At 60.2% G+C, this 18,194-nt stretch carries 16 protein-coding genes; 6 read left to right on the forward strand and 10 right to left on the reverse strand.

Going from position 1 to position 18,194, the window contains the following annotated elements; translation table 11 throughout:
• The first annotated feature begins 120 nt into the window (after positions 1-120).
• The gene (locus tag QWY80_RS09030) at positions 121-774 is read left to right on the forward strand and encodes a GntR family transcriptional regulator (protein ID WP_290230518.1); all 654 of its coding nucleotides are present in this window, start codon (positions 121-123) and stop codon (positions 772-774) included.
• 89 nt (positions 775-863) lie between these two features.
• On the opposite strand, the gene QWY80_RS09035 is transcribed toward QWY80_RS09030, so the two are convergent.
• The 7 genes from QWY80_RS09035 to QWY80_RS09065 form a co-directional block, all read right to left on the reverse strand.
• Positions 864-1,781, reverse strand: a complete 918-nt coding sequence (locus tag QWY80_RS09035; protein ID WP_290230521.1) for an amidohydrolase family protein — start codon at positions 1,779-1,781, stop codon at positions 864-866.
• A 2-nt stretch (positions 1,782-1,783) separates the two neighbouring features.
• The gene (locus QWY80_RS09040; RefSeq protein WP_290230523.1) at positions 1,784-2,674 is read right to left on the reverse strand and encodes an NAD(P)-dependent oxidoreductase; all 891 of its coding nucleotides are present in this window, start codon (positions 2,672-2,674) and stop codon (positions 1,784-1,786) included.
• A 29-nt stretch (positions 2,675-2,703) separates the two neighbouring features.
• Positions 2,704-3,261, reverse strand: a complete 558-nt coding sequence (locus QWY80_RS09045) for a TRAP transporter small permease (RefSeq protein ID WP_290230525.1) — start codon at positions 3,259-3,261, stop codon at positions 2,704-2,706.
• 1 nt (position 3,262) lies between these two features.
• Positions 3,263-4,558 (reverse strand): TRAP transporter large permease, encoded by a 1,296-nt coding sequence (locus QWY80_RS09050; protein ID WP_290230527.1) that lies wholly within the window; start codon positions 4,556-4,558, stop codon positions 3,263-3,265.
• Positions 4,559-4,633: 75 nt separating this feature from the next.
• On the reverse strand, positions 4,634-5,686 hold the full coding sequence (locus QWY80_RS09055) for a TRAP transporter substrate-binding protein (protein WP_290230529.1): 1,053 nt from the start codon (positions 5,684-5,686) through the stop codon (positions 4,634-4,636).
• A 187-nt stretch (positions 5,687-5,873) separates the two neighbouring features.
• Positions 5,874-6,881, reverse strand: a complete 1,008-nt coding sequence (locus tag QWY80_RS09060; RefSeq protein ID WP_290230532.1) for a 4-hydroxythreonine-4-phosphate dehydrogenase PdxA — start codon at positions 6,879-6,881, stop codon at positions 5,874-5,876.
• Positions 6,882-6,907: 26 nt separating this feature from the next.
• The gene (locus QWY80_RS09065; protein WP_290230534.1) at positions 6,908-8,212 is read right to left on the reverse strand and encodes an L-fuconate dehydratase; all 1,305 of its coding nucleotides are present in this window, start codon (positions 8,210-8,212) and stop codon (positions 6,908-6,910) included.
• Between the two features lie 162 nt (positions 8,213-8,374).
• Between QWY80_RS09065 and QWY80_RS09070 the strand changes: the two genes are divergently transcribed.
• Complete coding sequence (locus QWY80_RS09070; RefSeq protein ID WP_290230536.1) at positions 8,375-9,319, forward strand: LysR family transcriptional regulator; 945 nt, start codon at positions 8,375-8,377, stop codon at positions 9,317-9,319.
• A gap of 36 nt (positions 9,320-9,355) precedes the next feature.
• Here QWY80_RS09070 and QWY80_RS09075 read toward each other — a convergent pair whose 3' ends face one another.
• Entirely contained in the window at positions 9,356-10,294 is a 939-nt protein-coding gene (locus QWY80_RS09075; protein WP_290230538.1) for an NAD(P)-dependent oxidoreductase, read from the reverse strand.
• On the reverse strand, positions 10,291-11,742 hold the full coding sequence (locus QWY80_RS09080; RefSeq protein ID WP_290230540.1) for an NAD-dependent succinate-semialdehyde dehydrogenase: 1,452 nt from the start codon (positions 11,740-11,742) through the stop codon (positions 10,291-10,293). Before QWY80_RS09080 ends, QWY80_RS09075 begins: the two co-directional genes overlap by 4 nt.
• Positions 11,743-12,368: 626 nt before the next feature.
• Here QWY80_RS09080 and QWY80_RS09085 point away from each other — a divergent pair.
• The 4 genes from QWY80_RS09085 (at position 12,369) to QWY80_RS09100 (ending at position 17,017) form a co-directional block, all read left to right on the forward strand.
• Positions 12,369-13,340 (forward strand): Bug family tripartite tricarboxylate transporter substrate binding protein, encoded by a 972-nt coding sequence (locus QWY80_RS09085; RefSeq protein ID WP_290230542.1) that lies wholly within the window; start codon positions 12,369-12,371, stop codon positions 13,338-13,340.
• 112 nt (positions 13,341-13,452) lie between these two features.
• Positions 13,453-13,944, forward strand: coding sequence for a tripartite tricarboxylate transporter TctB family protein (locus tag QWY80_RS09090; protein WP_290230546.1), 492 nt, complete (start codon positions 13,453-13,455; stop codon positions 13,942-13,944).
• Positions 13,945-13,958: 14 nt separating this feature from the next.
• Positions 13,959-15,470, forward strand: a complete 1,512-nt coding sequence (locus QWY80_RS09095; protein WP_290230550.1) for a tripartite tricarboxylate transporter permease — start codon at positions 13,959-13,961, stop codon at positions 15,468-15,470.
• A gap of 101 nt (positions 15,471-15,571) precedes the next feature.
• On the forward strand, positions 15,572-17,017 hold the full coding sequence (locus QWY80_RS09100; protein WP_290230553.1) for an FAD-binding oxidoreductase: 1,446 nt from the start codon (positions 15,572-15,574) through the stop codon (positions 17,015-17,017).
• A 254-nt stretch (positions 17,018-17,271) separates the two neighbouring features.
• Here the strand turns inward: QWY80_RS09100 and QWY80_RS09105 are convergent, their stop codons facing one another.
• Positions 17,272-17,799, reverse strand: coding sequence for a gamma carbonic anhydrase family protein (locus tag QWY80_RS09105; protein WP_290230555.1), 528 nt, complete (start codon positions 17,797-17,799; stop codon positions 17,272-17,274).
• Between the last annotated feature and the right edge of the window lie 395 nt (positions 17,800-18,194).

The following is an 18,194-nucleotide window of genomic DNA, read 5'->3' on the forward strand; positions in this document are numbered from 1 at the left end:
ATCGGGTTGACCATATGGCCTTATGAATTCATAATTAGGATTTAATGATTCCATTGCATGATGCGATCGCCAGCCAAGGTCTGTCGAATCGCGCCTTGCACAAGGTCGGGATGATTCCTCATGGAAAAAATCAGGCAGAACACCCTGCATGGTGAGGTTGCCGAGCGGATTCGCGATCTGATCGCTCAGGGTACGCTGGCGCCCGGTAGTCGTGTTCCCGAAAAACAGCTGTGCGAGCAGTTCGGGGTGTCCCGGACCCCCCTCAGAGAGGCCCTCAAGGTCCTGGCCTATGAAGGCTTCGTCGAGCTGTTGCCGAACCGCGGTGCCCGGGTTGCCAAGTTGACCAGGGCAACGCTCAAGAACACCTTCGAGGTCATGCAGAGCCTCGAGGCCCTGGCTGGCGAACTGGCTGGGGAGCGAATCACCGAGACGGAGCTGGCCAACATCGAGGCGCTCCATTACCAGATGCTGTCACACTACAAGCGTGGCAACATGCAGGAGTACCTGCTGGCGAACCAGCAGATTCACGAGGCCATCGTGGTGGCCTCCCAGAATGACGTGCTCATCGACGTCTACAAGAACCTTAACCATCGCGTGCGACGGGTGCGTTTCACCGCCGAGTTGAGCAACGACTACTGGTCTCAGGCGATCAGTGAGCACGAATCCATGGTCGAGGCGCTGCGGGCCCGCGACGGCGCTGCCCTCGGGGGGATTCTCAGCCGTCACCTGCGCAACAAGGTGGAGATGTCGGCACTGGAGGAAATGGCTGAATAGCGCCAGGCCCCTGCCGGTCGCGTCGCGATCGACAAGGCCCGCAGCGACGGGCGGTGCGCCCTGCACGGCGCGCCGCCCTCGTCATGGGCTCAGCCGGCTGCGGGAAGGTCGATGCGGTAGAAGTGTCGGGCATTGTCGTAGAATAGCCGGAGTCGCTCTGCCTGGCTGAACGCCTCGGTAATCGCCAGGAAGCCCTCGTAGAGGGTCTCGAAGGTGGCGACCAGGCTGTCCACCGGGAAGTTGCTGGCGAACATGCAGCGCTCCACCCCGAAGCAGTCGATGGTTTCGAGCACCACCCGACGATTGCCCTCCGCCGTCCAGGCGGTCCCGGGCACACCAATCCCTGAGATTTTCACCGCCACGTTGGGGGCGGTGGCCAGGTGCTCCATGGCCTGCCGCCACGCCGACAGCCCCGCCTCGCTGCGATCCGCCGGCAGACCGGTGTGGTTGACGATGATCTGTGTCTGCGGATAGGCGGCGGCGAGTTCGACTGCCTCTGCAAAGTGCCACCAAGGGGTTTGTAGGTCGAAAGAGAGGCCATGCCCGGTCAGTCGGGAGAAGCCGCGGCGCCAGACCGGGTCCCCCATGGAGCCCGGGGCGCCGGGCTCCACTTCGGCGGGAGAGGCTGCCGCTCGCGGCTTGTGGCGGATGCCGCGGACCCGCGGAAAGGAGGCGTGGGCGGCGAGCAGCTCGTCCACATCCGGCCGATCGAGACGCGCCTGGGCGACCATCACCGTCGGCAGGTCCTCGCGGTCGGCCAGCTCATGGACCCAGCGGGTCTCCTCCAGGGGGGTGCGGGGATCCCATTCGGTCTCCACGAATACCGAACCCACCACCCGGAAGTTCGCGGTGTCGCGGCGATAATCCGCCGGCAGGTAGTTGCGCCGGATGGCGCGGTAATTCCCATAGCGAAACGGGATCAGCGGCTCGTCGCACAACCAGGGAATATAGTTGCGCTCGAGATCCCAGAAGTGCTGATGGGCATCGATGATCGGCAGTGAGGGCATGCTCATTCCTCCTGGGTAATCCCTTCCATCAGCGAGACGATGGCCGCGCCATCCAGCTCCCCCTTGCCCTGGGCGACCAGCATGCTGTAAAGCGAGTTGGCGGTGCCGGCCATGGGCATGGGCACATTCAGTGCATTGGAGGCATCCTGCAGCATGTGCAGATCCTTGAGGATCTGGCGGGCATAGCCACGTGGTTCGAAGTCGTTCTCGACCATACGCGGTAGTAGGTCATTGAGTAGGTTACTACCGGCATAGCCGGAGGAGAGGGCGTCAGGGATTTTGCTGACATCGATGCCGAAACGGTTACCAAGGTTACAGGCTTCGGCGATCACGCAGTAGTTGGAGAGCACCAGTGCCTGGTTGATAAGCTTGGTGGCTTGTCCGGCGCCGACCTCGCCCATGTGCGTAAATTGTCCCAGGGTGGTCATCAAGGGTTGGATAGCATCGATGGCGGCCTGGTCTCCACCGGCCATGATGGCCAGGCGTCCCTCGGCAGCGGCGCCGGGACCACCGGATACCGGGGCGTCGACGAATTGCATGCCGGTACGCTCCCGCAGGGACCGTGCTAGGCGCTTGGTGGTCTCGAGTTCTGTCGTGGAGTGGTCGATCAAAGTCTTGCCTTGGCCCTGTGCGACCTCGACAATGCCACCTTCACCGAGGATGACCGCTTCCACGGCAGTCGTGGAGATCACGCACACCTGGATGATCTCGGCACGCTCGGCGACCTTGGCCGGTGACTCGGCAATGTCGACACCCCTGGCCCTGGCGGCCTGGCAGCAGGTGTCGTCGATGTCGTAGCCGATGACGGAATAGCCACTTTCGATGAGACGCGAAGTGAAGCCGGCACCCATCTTGCCGAGGCCGATGAAACCGATAGGGGATGTATTCGTCATTGTGTCGCTCCTTTTGCGGATTTCAGAGGTTACATCGTCTTGGCATCATCCGACGCTGGCGTGAGCCTAACCCCGAACAAACCGGCCACTTCTCGCAACACCATCACGCCGGACTGAAACATGATCAAGGCGCCACCGATGACGATTGACATGCGTGGCCAATAAAGCGAAAAGGTTTGACTGGTGACCAGCTGGTTACGGCCGAGATCGACTAACGCATGGCCGGATTGGTAGACCTTGAGGGCGAAATACAAGATCAGCAGATTGATGGCGATAACGAACAGGCTTCTTAGCACCCGCGGCATCGCATCAAGCAGGATTTCGACCTTGAGATGCGAGCCATGCCGGATGCACACGGCTGCTCCCCAGAGCGCCAGGATCGGCAGTTGATACGCGGCCACTTCTTCGATCCAGGCAAAGGGAGTGTGGATGACGTAGCGCAACAGCACCTGGGCGAACATCAGCAGGAAAATGCTTGACATCACTACGACCAGGATGGCTTGCAGCGCCTTGTCGATCCAGCCGGCGAACCGGTCGACAGCAAGCACGAAGCGCTTGAACGAGTATCTGACGGTCTGGTGGCTCATATCAGATACCTCCGAAGCCAAGTGCGCGAGGGAGTGCCTCGCTGAGGGCTGGAATCGTCACGATGAACGCGGTCAACAGGACCTTGATCAGGATGAAGGGCCAGGCATAACGACTGATTTCAGCTACTGACATCTTGCCCACCAGCGAGGCCGTCAACAGGGTGCCACCAAAGGGTGGGGTGAGGTGACCGACCCCCAGGGCCGAGATGAGGATCATGGCTGTCTGAACATCGCTGTATCCCAGTTCCGTGGTGAAGATCGGGATGATGATCGGCCCAAGCAGCAGCAGATTCGAGTTGCGATCGATGAACATGCCGGCGATCAGCAGGACCAGAATGATTAGCGCCACGATACCTATCGGTGATTGTGTGATCTGCAACAGGAAGTCCACCACCTGTGTGGGAATGTTGCGGCGTACCACGACATAGGAAAACATCGCCGCGACGCCCACCAGGATCGTGATGGCGGCACTGGTGATAGCGGTTTGGCGCAGGATGGGGATCAAGTCGCGAACGCGAATGGTGCGATAGACCACCACCGTGACGACCAGCCCGTAGGCCACCGCGACTGAAGCCGCCTCGGTGGCGGTGAAGAAGCCGCCGAGGATGCCGCCGACCACGATGATGGGCATCCCCAGCGGAATGGCGGCCTTGAGGAAGGCTCGGCCCAACTGGCGCATGCCTAGCCAGTCGTGGGAGGGGATGCCATAGCGCCAGACCATGGCGTAGGTGACCAGGCAGAACAGCAGGGTCAGAGTCAGGGCAATGGTCAGGCCTGCGGCAAACAGGGCGCCGATGGACACGCCGAATGCCGAGCCGTAGATGATCAGCACGATACTCGGGGGAAACAGCGGGGATAGGGTTGCCGAGGCCGCGGTCAAGGCACCCGCGAAACCTCTTGGATAGCCCTCTTTCTGCATCGCCGGAATCATCACCGGTCCCATGGCGGCGACATCGGCATAGGCGGAGCCGGAGATACTCGAAAAGAAGAGGCTCGATGCGATGTTGACCTGGGCAAGCCCTGCCTTGAAGTGTCCGACCAAGGCACGGGCAAGGTCCATCAGGCGGTCGGTGAGCCCCCCGCGGGACATGATTTCACCGGCCAGCAAGAAGAGAGGAATCGCCAGGAAGGTGAAGGACGTCATGCCATCGAACATCCTCAAGGTGAGAATGCTCATCGTCGCATCACGGCCCGTTTCCCAGTAATGAATCAATGAGGCCCCGGCCATCGCCATGAACACCGGCGCACCGATGACGATGAGACCGACCAGGGCCAAGAGCAAGAGTAGTGGTATCACGTGAACTCCCTACCACGATCATGAAGCCGCTCCCCTTCCCGAAGGGAAGGGGAGTATCGGCCATGGGGAAACGATTTAGTTGGAAGTGGAGCTCTTGTTACCGGCAACGCGCTCCCGGGTGCGTTCGAGGGCTGCCATGGTCGCCTCGATATAGGACTCGGGGACCTCCTCTTCGATGAATTCGCGAGCCGCTGGGATGGCAATGTCCTGCCACTGGCTTAGCTCGTCGGCGGTGGGCACATAGATTTCCTTGCCGGCCTCGGCCATCTTGGCAAGTGCCGCGTTATCGTCCTGATAGCTGATCGCGTTGCTGGTGGTGGCCGCGATGATGGCAGCCTCGTCCACCGCCTGGCGGTGTTCGTCCGAGAGGCCTTCATAGAAGGCGTTGTTGGATACCAGCCACAGGTATTCGTACATATGGCCTGTGAGGGAAACGTAGTCGGCGACTTCCATCAGCCCTGCGTCCCATGCCGAAGACAGGCCCCCTTCCATGCCGTCGATCAGCCCGCTCTGCAGGGCTGAATACCGCTCGGGTGCCGAGACCGTCACGATCTGCGCTGCGCCGAGTGCCTCGAACAGCTCCTGGTGGAGCGGCACCGCCTGGGTGCGCATCTTGATGGCTTCCTCATCCAGGTCGTCCGGTGTGCGGATTGGCCCTCGCGTGGTGTACAGGTGGCGGACCGAGTTTTCCATTAGCGCCAACAAGCGGACCGTGTCGCCACTTTCCTCCAGGAGTTCGTCACGCGTCAGCTGGAAATACTCGGGGTCCTGGGGCAATTCCCAGAAGACGCTGCGCTCGGTGAACAGGAACGGCCAGCTGTGAACCTGAGCATGAGGAAAGATACTGGCAATGCCGCCCGCGCCGGGAAGGTTGAACTCCAGCTCGCCCAGGCGCAATTGGTCGGTGATCTCGCGATCTCCCCCCAGGGCCCCGTGGCGCACCAGGTTGATGGTCAGTTCGCCACCTGTCGCGGCTTCAACATGGTTCTTGAAGGCTTCCGCAGCCTCGACGCCATAGTTCTGGTGTGGGTGAGCCAGTGTGGCTTCCAGATTTTGCGCCAGAGCCAAGGGGCTCATTAACGCAGTGGCGGATAGTGTCATGAATAGTGTTGCGGCGTGCTTTCTCATTGTCATTGTTCTCCGTAGGTTGTGGTGCGATGTTGTCGTGGCTTCTCTTGCCGATCACCCGGTCGCCTGGGGTGGTGCCTCCTTGCGGGAATTCGTTGAGGTTGGCGACTTATCTCACAATCCTAGATCATTATTATGAACTCATAATTCATTTATGTATGTTGCACTTTCGTCGGATACCGATGGCCTAGCGGCCAGCATGATGCCGCCCCATGCGACAAGCGATATCGAAAGCGTGGCGCATGGCATCGACGTTGGCCTTTCCCTGTCCCGCGATATCGAAGGCGGTGCCATGGGCTGGCGTGGTGATGGGGATCGGTAGCCCACCCTGCACGGTGACGCCGCGTTCGAACCCCATCAGTTTCAAGGCGATCTGCCCCTGGTCGTGATACATGGTCACGATGCCATCGAATTCGCCGTCCCGGGCGCGCCGAAAGATGGTGTCGGCGGGGAAGGGGCCCTGGGCTGCGTAGCCGGCGTCGCGGCATGCATCGATCGCCGGTGCAATGATGTCGATTTCCTCGCGGCCACAGGTCCCGCCCTCCCCGGCGTGAGGGTTCAGCGCCGCCACCCCGATACGGGGCTGCGCGATGCCGGCGGCAATCAACGCTTCATGAATCAACCGGGTGGCGCTGAGAATGCGTTCAGTCGTTACATGGGAAGCCGCCTCGGCAAGCGGGATATGCGAGGAGATGCGCGAGGTCCAGAGGTTGCCCAGGGTGTTGAATTCGCACACGGGGGTCTCGACCTTCAGGTGGTCGACGAAGAAGTGGAGCTCGTCCTCGTGCTTCAGGCCGCCCTGCTTCATGGAGAGCTTGTTGAGCGGGGCGAAGCAGATCGCATCGACATGTCCGTCACTGGCGCCATCCATGCATAGTGCCAGTACCTCGAGTACCGAGGCACCACAGACACCACTGACACGGGCGTATTCGACATCCTCGGGCTTGATGGTCGATGTCGGCAGCAGCACCGGTCCTGCCTGGTCGCGTGCCTCGGCCAGGTTAGAGATTTCCGGTAGTGCATGGTGTACACCGGCCACTCGCTGGCCCTCTTCCCACAGCCAGCGATCACCCACGACCACGATGCCGGCCTGATCCACCGCGTCGCTCTGGGCCAACAGCCTGGCGACCAGTTCCGGGCCGATGCCGGCCGGGTCGCCGAGGGTCAGGGCGATACAGGGCTGTGTTTGGGACATATGACGAATCTCCTCGGTGGTTGAGTTCACGTTTCCTGCCAGGCCTGGCCGTCCGGATAGACATGGCGGGACAGCGACTCCGGGTGCATGGTGATGCTGTAGCCGGGCGCCGTCGGCACCTGGTAGCGGCCATTGCGTATCACCACGGGGTTTTCGAAATGCTCGTGCAGGTGGTCGACGTATTCGAGGATACGCCCCTCGAGCGATCCCGAGACGGCGATGTAGTCGAACATCGAGATATGCTGGACGTACTCGCAGAGACCGACGCCGCCTGCATGGGGGCAGACCGGTACGCCGAACTTGGCGGCCATCAGCAGCACCACGATGACCTCGTTGAGCCCGCCCAGGCGAGCCGCGTCGACCTGGCAATAGTCGATGGCGCCGGCCTGCAGCAGCTGCTTGAACATCACCCGGTTGTGACAATGCTCGCCGGTGGCCACGCCGATCGGCTCGAGGCGCTGGCGGATCGCGGCATGCCCCAGGATGTCGTCGGGGCTGGTCGGCTCCTCGATCCACATGGGGTCGAATTCCGCCAGCCGGCGCATGTTGGCGACCGCTTCGTCGACATCCCACATCTGGTTGGCGTCCATCATCAGCGGATGCTCCCAGCCAATCTCCTCCCTGAGAATCTGGGCGCGCCGGCAGTCCTCGGCGAGATCGCCGCCCACTTTCTGCTTGAAGTGGGTCCAGCCCTCCGCCAGGGCTTCGCGGGCCAGACGTCGCACCTTGTCATCGGGGTAACCGAGCCAGCCGGCCGAGGTGGTGTAGGCAGGGTAGCCATCTTCGCGCATTTCCTGTTCGCGGCTGGCCTTGCCTGCAGCATTGCGGCGGAGAATGGCCAGGGCTTCCTGCGGGGTCAGCGCATCACTGACGAAGCGGAAATCGAGACAGCTGACCAGTTGCTCGGGCGACATGTCGACGAGCAGCTTCCATACCGGCTTCTGCTCCGACTTCGCCCAAAGGTCCCAGATGGCATTGACGATGGCGGCGGTGGCTAGATGAATGGCGCCCTTCTCGGGGCCGGTCCAGCGAAGTTGACTGTCGCTGGTGGTCAGGTGTCGCCAGAAGGTCCCCATGTCGGAGGTGATCTCCTCGAGGCTGCGGCCCTCGACCAGGTAAGCGAGTGACTCCACCGCCTTGACGCAGATTTCGTTGCCACGCCCGATCGTGAAGGTGAGTCCGTGCCCCACGAGCCCATCACCGGCGTCAGTGTGCAGGGTGACATAGGTGGCCGAATAGTCCGGCGCGGCATTCATCGCATCGGAGCCATCCAGGGACCTGGAGGTGGGGAATCGTATGTCCTGAACGTTTAGGTGGGTAATGACGGTCATCGGCAATGGCTCCTTGAGGTGTTGGTATGACTGGCTCCAGCCTAGTCTCGCCAGCCAATAACCTTCCAATCGAAAATTGTCGGCAATTGATCACCTGTGGTTATCATGTATCGCATCGATATGAGATCACCTCGGATGAATGTGGTGGCAGGGGAGAACTCCATGGACAAGCTGACATCCGTCAGCCTTAACAGCTGGTTGCGTTTCAAGCACCTGCAACTGCTGGTGAATCTCGAGCAGAGTCGCAACATGCACGCGGCCGCCAGGCAGATGAACCTCAGTCAGCCGGCGGCGAGCAAGATGCTGCGCGATCTGGAGTCCTATTTCGGCTTCTCGATCTTCGAACGTCAGCCCCGCGCCATGGTCACGACCGACCTCGGAAAGGCTGTGGTGAGGCATGCGGAGCGCCTGTTGAACGAGGCCCAGCGGTTGGTCGATGACGTTCAGGTGCTGCGCGAAGGGGGGTACGGCCATCTGGTGATCGGGGCGATTCCCGCCGCGGCCCCCGAGATTCTTCCCGCCGCTATCGCGGCGCTCAAGCAGCGGCGCCCCCGGCTTTCGGTGAGTATCGACGAGCAGAGCAGCGATCGCCTGCTCCTGGCGCTCGAGTACAAGCGCCTGGACCTGGTGATCGGCCGCTTGACGCACGTCAGCCAGCACAATCTGTTCGACTTCGAGCCGCTTCTCGAGGAGCCGCTGCGAGTCGTTGCGCGTCGCGATCACCCGCTGGCGACGGTCGATGACGTGGCACTCGATGGGCTGAGCGACTGGCCATGGATTCTGCATCCACTGACCAGCCCCATGCGTGGGGTCTTCGAGGAGGCCTTGGCCGATGCCGGCATCCCGTCGCCCGCCAATACCGTCGAGACCACCTCGACGCAGTCCATCCTGCAACTGCTGCTCGCCTCCGACATGCTGGCCATCCTGCCGCGCTCGGTATTGCGCCGGCCGCTGGCCAGCGGCCAGTACGTCACGCTACCGATCAGCGTCGGCAAGCCCCTGGATTACTACGGGATCATCACGCGCAAGCATGAACCCTTCTCGCCGGCGGTGGCCGAGTTGGTCGACGAGTTGAGGCAGCAAGTCCAACTGGCGGCGATGCTGTGAGCGTGGCCGGTTTCCGCTGCATCGCCTCGCCTGGGGTCACGACCGTGTCTGGCCGGTCAGGATGCTGACCAGCTCCGGCACCGTCGACTGGGCATGCCCGGAGGAGTCGGCCTCGTCCAATACCTGGTAGATGCCCGTGGCGGCGCCTCGCGACGCCCCGGTGTCCTTGGCCATGGCCATGTAGTAGCCCAAGTCCTTGTGCGCGTTGGCGATGCTGAAGCGAAAGCCGCTGTCGTCCCGCGAGAGAATGTACGGTCTCAACCGCTCAAGGACGGTCCCCGCGCCACCCCCGTGGGCCAGCACGTCGACCAGCACGTCGGCCTCGATACCACCTTGTTCGGCGCAGGCCGCGGCTTCGGCCAGCACCGTGGAAAAGCCAATCGAGACAAAGTTGTGCAGCAGCTTCAGTTTATGGCCGGCGCCCACGGGGCCGGCGTGGGTGATATTCTCGGCGAAACTCTCGAGCAGAGGGAACTGGGCCTCGTAGAGCTCGCGCTCCCCGCCCACGATCAGATTGAGCCGCCCTTCGGCGGCCTCCTTGGGGGTGCGGGTCATCGGGGCATCCAGGAAACGCCCCCCCGCCGCTTCGACCGCCTCGGCGATCTTGACCGTCGAGCTCGGAATCGCAGTCGAGCAATCGATGACCACGGTTCCCGGCTGGATCCCTTGCAAGACGCCGCCTTCACTGAAGAGGACGGCTTCCACCTGGGGCGTGCCCGTGACGCAAATGATGATGATGTCGGAGTGGCGGGCTAGATCCGCCCCCTTCGTGAATGGCACCGCCCCCTGGGCCTCCAACTCATCGACAGGTTGGTTGCCGGGGTGGTCGAGGAAATTCAGGGGCCACCCGGCGCGCTGGATGCTGCTGGCGATGCCGTGCCCCATCAAACCGATGCCGATCATGCCAACCCGCTGTTCCGATAACGGCTTGCTGTTCATATCCTGGTCCTGTGCTGTGCGTTGGTAATGCCTCAAAGGCCACCCATGCAGAGATACTTGATCTCGATATAGTCATCGATGCCGTACTTGGAGCCCTCGCGGCCGATGCCGGATTCCTTGACCCCGCCGAAGGGTGCCAGCTCGCTGGAAATGATGCCCTCGTTGATGCCCACGATGCCGCATTCCAGCGCTTCGGCGACTCGCCAGACGCGACCCACGTCCCGGGTATAGAAGTAGCTGGCCAAGCCAAACGGGGTGTCATTGGCCTGACGAATGACGTCATCCTCTTCAGTGAAGCGCAGCAGGGGGGCCACGGGACCGAACGTCTCATCGTTCATGAGCAAGGAGTCGGGCGACACATCCGTCAGGATCGTGGGTTCGAAGAAATTCCCCTTCAGCGCGTGGCGCTTCCCTCCCCGGTAGACACGCGCCCCTTTGCGCTTGGCATCCTCGATATGCTGCTCGACCTTCTCGACTGCCGCCTGGTCGATGAGGGGGCCCAGGGCCACGTCTTCCTCGAGGCCGTTGCCGATCCGCTGAGCATCGATCACCGTTGCCAGCCGCTCGGCGAAGGCATCGTAGATTTTCTCATGGACGAAAATCCGGTTGGCGCATACACAGGTCTGGCCCGTGTTGCGGAACTTCGAGGCCATCACGCCCGCCACCGCCTGATCCAGGTCGGCATCCTCGAAGATGATAAAGGGCGCATTACCCCCCAACTCCATCGAGACCTTCTTGACGGTCTGGGCACAGGCGGTGAGCAGCACCTTGCCCACTGCCGTGGACCCGGTGAAGGAGAGCTTGCGCACCAGCGGATTCGAGGTCAGCTCGTCACCCACGACCCTAGCGCTACCGGTCACCACGTTCAGTACCCCCTGGGGAACGCCGGCCCGCTCGGCGAGTTCTGCCAGCGCCAAGGCCGAGTAGGGGGTGCTGGAGGCCGGCTTGACGACAACCGTGCACCCTGCCGCCATGGCGGCGGCCGCCTTGCGAGTGATCATGGCATTGGGAAAGTTCCATGGCGTGATGGCGGCCACCACGCCGACCGGCTCCTTGGTGACGACGATGCGGCGATCCGCTGCTTGAGCCGGAATGACGTCCCCGTAGACACGCTTGGCTTCCTCTCCGAACCATTCGATGAAGGAGGCGCCGTAAGCGATTTCGGCCTTGGCTTCCTGCAGCGGCTTCCCCTGTTCCAGGGTCAGGATACGTGCCAGATCTTCCTGGTGCTCCATGCACAGGTCGAACCAACGCCTCAGGATTGCGGCACGCTGTTTGGCGGTCCTGGCCTTCCAGGCGAGAAAGGCGCGGTCGGCGGCCTCGATCGCCGACCGCACTTGGCCTTGTGTCAGTCGGGGCACGGTCCCCAGCAGCGCATTGTCGGCGGGGTTGGTGACCTCGATGGCGGCCTGCCCCTCGGCATCGATCCAGCGTCCATCGATATAGCAGTGTTGCCTGAAAAGGGTGGGATCATTCAGGTTCATTGAACTTCCTAGGTAGTGGGTTCTATTGAATGAGTCGCCATCTGTCGATCGAGCCGCAGGCACAATGTTGGCCGCGATCGAGGTCGTCCTTGGCGCCTTTCTCTGTCAACCCGTTCCCTGCAGTGGCTGACATGGCCGGGCAGGATGGTTAACATGGTGGCTCAATATGAATTATGTATTCATTACAATATATTATACTTTCGTCGATGCTTCTTGGGCATGGGCGTCATGCGGATCGAGAGGGAGGGGCAATTCGCTACCGCCAGTTTCTCCAAGCCCGCAACAATGGCATTCAATCCAGTTGCGTTAATAAAGCGTCCGCTAAAGCCTGATTGAGGTCTTTGTGAGAGAGGCATGCTGTGACTGGCACCGATATCCCGCTCCCTCTCGAGCGGGAGGGGGCAGGCCATAATAGTGAGCAGTAGACTAAAGTTTACGTTGATAAAATGAATTATGTGTTCAAAATTACCAGGGTCATGGCTGTGAAGGATGCGCCACAGGCTTTCCGGCTTGGCAGTTTGGCAGGAGTGAGCTGCCAGAGGCTGTTACGGCGGCCGTGCTGAGCATGCCCGTCGCAGCCATGGGTTTGTGCATGCCGTGCAACAATTACAAACCGGAGTGAACGAATGACCAAGACGAAATGGGTAGGCAAGACTGCATTGTCAGGTGCGCTTTGCTTGGCAGTGTTCAGTGGCAGCGCAAGCGCTTGGGAGCCGGAGCGCAACGTCGAATTCATTGTGCCGTATAGTGCCGGCGGAGGCAGCGATATCAACGCGCGCATGCTGGTGGAAGTGATCCGCCAGAATGACCTTGTCGACCAGACGATACTGGTCAACAACCGGCCGGGTGGCTCGGGAGCCGTTGGCAATAGCTATACCTACAACAAGAGAGGGGACGGCCATACCATCATGACCTTCAATGGTGGTCAAATGATGAGCATGGTGACGAACGATGCCGATGTTCAGCTGGAAGACCTGACCCCTCTCGGTACGCTGGCGCTTGATACGCTACTCTTGGGTGTCGCTGCAGACAGTGATATCGAGGACGTAGATGAGCTGATCGAGCAAGCGCAACAGGATCCGGGCAGCGTCACCATTGGCGGTGCTGGGCGAGGAGGGGAGGACCATCTCGCCTTCGCCATGCTCAACTCCAGTCTGGATGCCGATTTTCAGTATGTTCCCTTCGGTGGCACTGGTGAGGTGACCTCGGCCTTGCTGGGTGGCCATATCGATGCGGCCGTATACAAGCTGGGTTCTCGCATGGATCCCACTCAGGTTCGCAGTCTTGCCGCCCTTGCAGAAGAGCGCTTGGAGGCCCCCTATGACGAGGTGCCGACCTTCGCCGAACTTGGTTATCCCGATATTCAACTCATGATCTTCCGCGGTTATGCCGGTCCTCCCGAGATGCCCGAGGAGGCCGTAGCCTACTGGGAAGACGCATTGGAGAAGGCCTCGGAAAGCGAGCAGTGGCAGAACGACTATATCGAAAAGAATAACCTGCTCGGCACTTTCATGGGCGCCGAAGAAAGTGCTGAGTTCTACAGTAAAGAGAAGGCCAGGTATACCGAGAAATTCGAGGAGGTCGGTATCATAGAGTGAGGATTTGGGCGGCGTTGTGGTGATCTTTATATGCCATTCGCCGCCCTGTTTTCTTTGTGTTCGTTCCAAATGATTATTTCAGCATGTGGATGTGTGGGTGAACGAGGCTTTCATGATGAAGGGAGAGGTGAAGATGAATGTTGAAAAGTCTCCTGAGAAAGAGAGCCTATCCTGGCTGCCAGCTTTAGTCACCATCGGCATTGTGCTGATGGGAGCCTCATGGGCAGTGCTCGGATATTTCAAATACGGGTTTTGGGTCAATAATGGTCCTGGAGGTGGTTTTTTCCCGGTTTTAGCAGGGGTCGGTGCAGCCGTGCTTGGCACCTATGAGTTATTGTTTTCTCCCGTAAGAGCCAGGGCTGTGGGAACCAGAAGTCTTTGGCCAGCTGCCGCCATGGCAATAACAGTGGCCAGTATTCCCTTGGTCGGCATGGTGTTGGCCATGGCACTGTTCATCGTACTATGGATTCTCGTCATAGAGCGAAAAGCTTGGTACAAGGCCGTCCTGACCGGAGTCGGTGCTGGAGTGGCGATTTACCTCGTGTTTGCCCTTTGGCTGAAGGTCCCATTTCCTCAAGGCTTTTTCCTTGAGATGATGCAATAAGGGGGAAGTCTTCTATGGATATCCTGCAGTCTCTGCTGTTGGGTTTTGCCACCTCTCTGACAGTTTCTAATGTGTTTGCTGCGCTGGTCGGGGCAAGCTTGGGTATCATGATCGGTGCGATTCCAGGTCTTGGATCCGTGACCGGTGTTGCCTTGTTGTTGCCGCTGACATTTCAGATGGACCCGATCACCGGAATCATCATGCTCGGTGCGCTGTATTACGGTTGCATGTATGGAGGGTCCTACAGTGCCATCATGCTCAATATCCCCGGTGATGCACCGGCCGTCGTCACGGCCCTCGATGGCTACCCGCTTTCAAAGAAAGGTCAGGCCGGAAAAGCGCTGTTTACCGCCAATATCTCATCATTCATCGGCGGTACCATTGGTATCGTAATGCTCACCTTCATGGGGGCAGCTCTGGCCAAGATCGGACTAATGTTCGGACCTGCTGAAGTTGCGGCGCTCATAGTCCTCGCCCTCTGTTCCATTGGCTGGCTGCTTGGTGACAGCCCGAAGAAGGGTCTGATCTCGACGTTTGTCGGTATCATGCTGTCGATGGTTGGCATTGGCCTGGCCTTTGGCCAACCACGCTTCACCTTCGATTCGATGTATCTGTTGAATGGGATTTCCTTCATTCCCCTGGTCATCGGAATGTTCGGGTTTAGCCAGGTCCTGGAAATGATGGTCAACAGGATAGATGCTGCAGGACTGATGAAAAAAATCGGTCTTCGGGAAAGCCTGTTGGATAGAAGTGAGGTGCGCCGGATTATTCCGGCATCGCTCCGTTCTGGTGTGTTGGGTAACCTCGTGGGGATTCTTCCCGGAGCCGGCGCCACCACAGGCTCCTTCCTTGCGTATGTGCTCGAGAGGAAGGTAGGGCGCAACGGTGATGAGCTTGGTACAGGGAAAATCGAAGGGGTGGCGGCTTCGGAAGCTGGCAACAATGCCGCCGCTGCCGGCTCCTTTGCCCCTCTTCTCTCCCTGGGCATTCCGGGATCCGGCACTGCCGCCGTCCTGTTGGGAGGCTTGATGATGTGGGGAGTACAACCGGGCCCTATGCTCTTTCAGAACAGCCCTGATTTTGTCTGGGGTCTGATTTCTTCCATGTACTTGGGTAATGTCATGGCGCTACTCGCTGCCTTGGCCATTATCCCCTTCCTGGTGAAATTGCTGAGAGTTCCCCCTGCCTTCATGATTCCTGTCATCGCGGTTGTCTGTGTAGTGGGGGCCTACAGTGTCAATAACAGCATGTTTGATGTCTGGTTCATGCTGGGAGCCGGGGTGGTGGCCTACTTCATGAATGTCGCCAAGTATCCAGTGGCGCCCCTGCTGCTGGCTTTCGTACTGACACCCAGGCTTGAGACCAGCCTCCGTCAGGCACTGGATATCTCGCGTGGAGATTTCTCGATATTTTACAATAGCCCGATTGCCCTCACGCTGTTGGGGATCACTGCATTGTTTATCGTGTTTCCTTTGGTAAGGAAATTGTTGTTCGCGTCTCGGAAAGGAAAGATGTTGGCAAAATAATTCCTAGGGTTAATGGAGTTAGGTGGGGGTGGTGCTGGAAGTTGATTTGAAGCGAGGTGTCTGCCCCTGCCTGCTTGACCCATCCTTTTGAGAGATGTGATATGAACGATAGCAAGTCTGAGATTATTGAGTGTCTGACGACAATGCTGGGGGCTAATGGGGTGTTGGATGAGCCCGTTGATTGTGAGCGGTATCGTCGTGACTGGGCTAGGCATGAGCTGGGGGCTCCCTTGGCGGTGGTGCGTCCGAAAAATACCCAGGAAGTTGCCCAGGTCGTTGGCTTCTGCCATGAGCACAGGGTGCACATGGTGCCCCAGGGAGGACATACCGGTCTGGTCAAGGGTGCCTTGCCTGATAGCCGCCATCCTGAGGTGGTCATCAGCCTCGAGCGCATGACGCGAATTCGCAACATCGATCCGCCCAACTTCAGCATGGCAGTCGACAGCGGCTGCATCCTGGAGGAGGTCAAGCGTGTGGCGGAAGAGCATGACTGCTTCTTTCCCCTCTCGCTTGGCGCACAAGGGAGTTGCCAGATCGGTGGCAACATCGCCACCAATGCCGGTGGCGTCAATGTGCTGCGCTACGGAATGATGCGTGAGTTGGTGCTTGGCATGGAGGTGGTGCTGCCCAACGGCGAGATCTGGGATAGCATGCAGGCACTGCACAAGGACAACCGGGGTTACAACCTTCAGCAGTTGTTCTTGGGTAGCGAAGGCACACTGGGTATTGTCACCGGAGCGGTGCTCAAGCTGTCTCCTCGTCCCGAGCAGTCGCAGACGGCCCTGTTGGCACTTCCCTCCATTGAAGCAGCAGTACAACTCTATGCCCAGGCCCGACGTGCCTGCAGCGATCTGCTGTCCGCTTTCGAATTGATCCCGCGCCAGTGTCTGGAGATTGCTTTCGAAGCCGCGCCACAGCTGTCCGATCCACTCGACTCGGCCTATCCCTACTATGTCCTGATGGAGCTGGGGGCCAGTGGACCCGTGGATCTGCCTGGCATGCTCGAGAGGTTGCTGGAAGCGGGCCTGGAGGACGAGACGGTACTGGATGGCGTGCTGGCTTCCAGTGTCACCCAGGCTGATCAGCTGTGGCTGATTCGCGAGAGCATGGTGGAGGGGCAACTGCTTCGCGGCGAGCACCTGCGTACCGACGTCGCGGTGCCGATCTCGGCGATTGCCGAGTGCGTGGAGCGGGCCTCCGCAGCCGTGACGACGTATTCCCCCGAGTCCCTGGTGATCGCCTATGGCCATATCGGTGATGGCAACCTGCACATCAACGTGCTGCCGCCCACCCAGACACCAGCGGAAGCGCTGCCGGCGCTGTTCGAGCAGTTGGAGAGCGCGATTTTGACCGTCGTGGACGGTTTTGACGGCAGCATCAGTGCCGAGCACGGCATCGGGCGCAGCAAGCAGGCCGCCTACCTGGGCAGGCTCTCCGCCACCGAGCGCCGACTGCTGGCCGGTATCAAGGCGGTGTTCGATCCCGATGAGCTGATGGGGGCAGGACGTATCCTGCCACTGACCGAACGATCATCGTCCTCCTCATGATCCCTGAGCCGTCCGTCTCGAGATCTAGGCGCAACGCCGGGCCGTTCGCTCTTTCTGCCCCATGACAGGAGCCACCATGCAAGCCATCAGCCCCCGCGACTGCCTTCCCGAAGACCTCGACCGCGCGCTGCTGGACGGACGGCGCGAGATCTGAGCATGTTCTTTACGAGGGCGATATGGCAGGGCGAATGCCTTGCCGTGTCGCCCTTCGGCCGATTATGACGGGAAGTGGAGTGGAGGGGTCGCGCCCAGGATCACTCGCTCAGCGGCTTCAGATGGTCCAGATAACGCTTCTTGCGCGCCACATAGCTCTTGCTGCTCTCGCCCAGGCCGGCCACCTCCTCGGGGCTCAAGGTGCGCACTACCTTGGCAGGGGAACCCAGGATCAATGAGTTGGAGGGGAACTCCTTGTTGGAGGTGATCACCGAGCCGGCGCCGATCAGGCAATTCTCTCCGATCCGCGCGCCATTGAGGATGGTCGAGTGCATGCCCACCAGGGTGCCGTCACCGATGGTGCAGCCATGCAGCATGACCAGATGGCCGACGGTGACGTCCTTGCCGATGCTCAGGGGAAAGTCAGGATCGGTATGGAGCACGCAATTTTCCTGAATGTTGCTGTTGTCGCCGATGTGGATCGGCTCGTTGTCGCCTCGCAGCACGGCTCCCGGCCAGATGCTGACGTCCTTGCCCAGCCGGACGTCGCCGATTACGGCGGCCTCTCGAGCGATGAAAACGCTGGCATCGTAGCGAGGCGAAAGATCCTCGAGCGCGTAGGTGGTCATGTCCTGTCTCCTCTTGTGGTGGGTCGGACGGCCGTTGGCTGTCCGCCAGCCGGTGGCGTCACCGCCACGGGCAAGGAATACGGTAGGAAGCCCGGCGCCTGGCGTCAACAAAATGAATTCATAATTCCCTATCTAAAAGAACCGCCTGTTCGGCATAACCACATGAATTTAAAGTGATAGAAAACTCTCAGGCTAATCGAGGCAGACAAAGGTCTAATTTGACAAAATGAATTATGAGTTCAAAATTACAATTGTGTGGTCTTGCCACACTTCGATCCGCGCACTGCGAGCCAGACGGCATGGCGCGGGGTTCGACCGGGACGCGTGGGAATCGTGCACCGCGACGCGCGCCGAGCGTAACGACGGCAGGTAGGCCTCCGGCCGCCTGCCAGCCG

Source organism: Halomonas ramblicola (assembly GCF_030409215.1).
In the GTDB taxonomy this organism is placed as follows: Bacteria; Pseudomonadota; Gammaproteobacteria; order Pseudomonadales; family Halomonadaceae; genus Halomonas; species Halomonas ramblicola.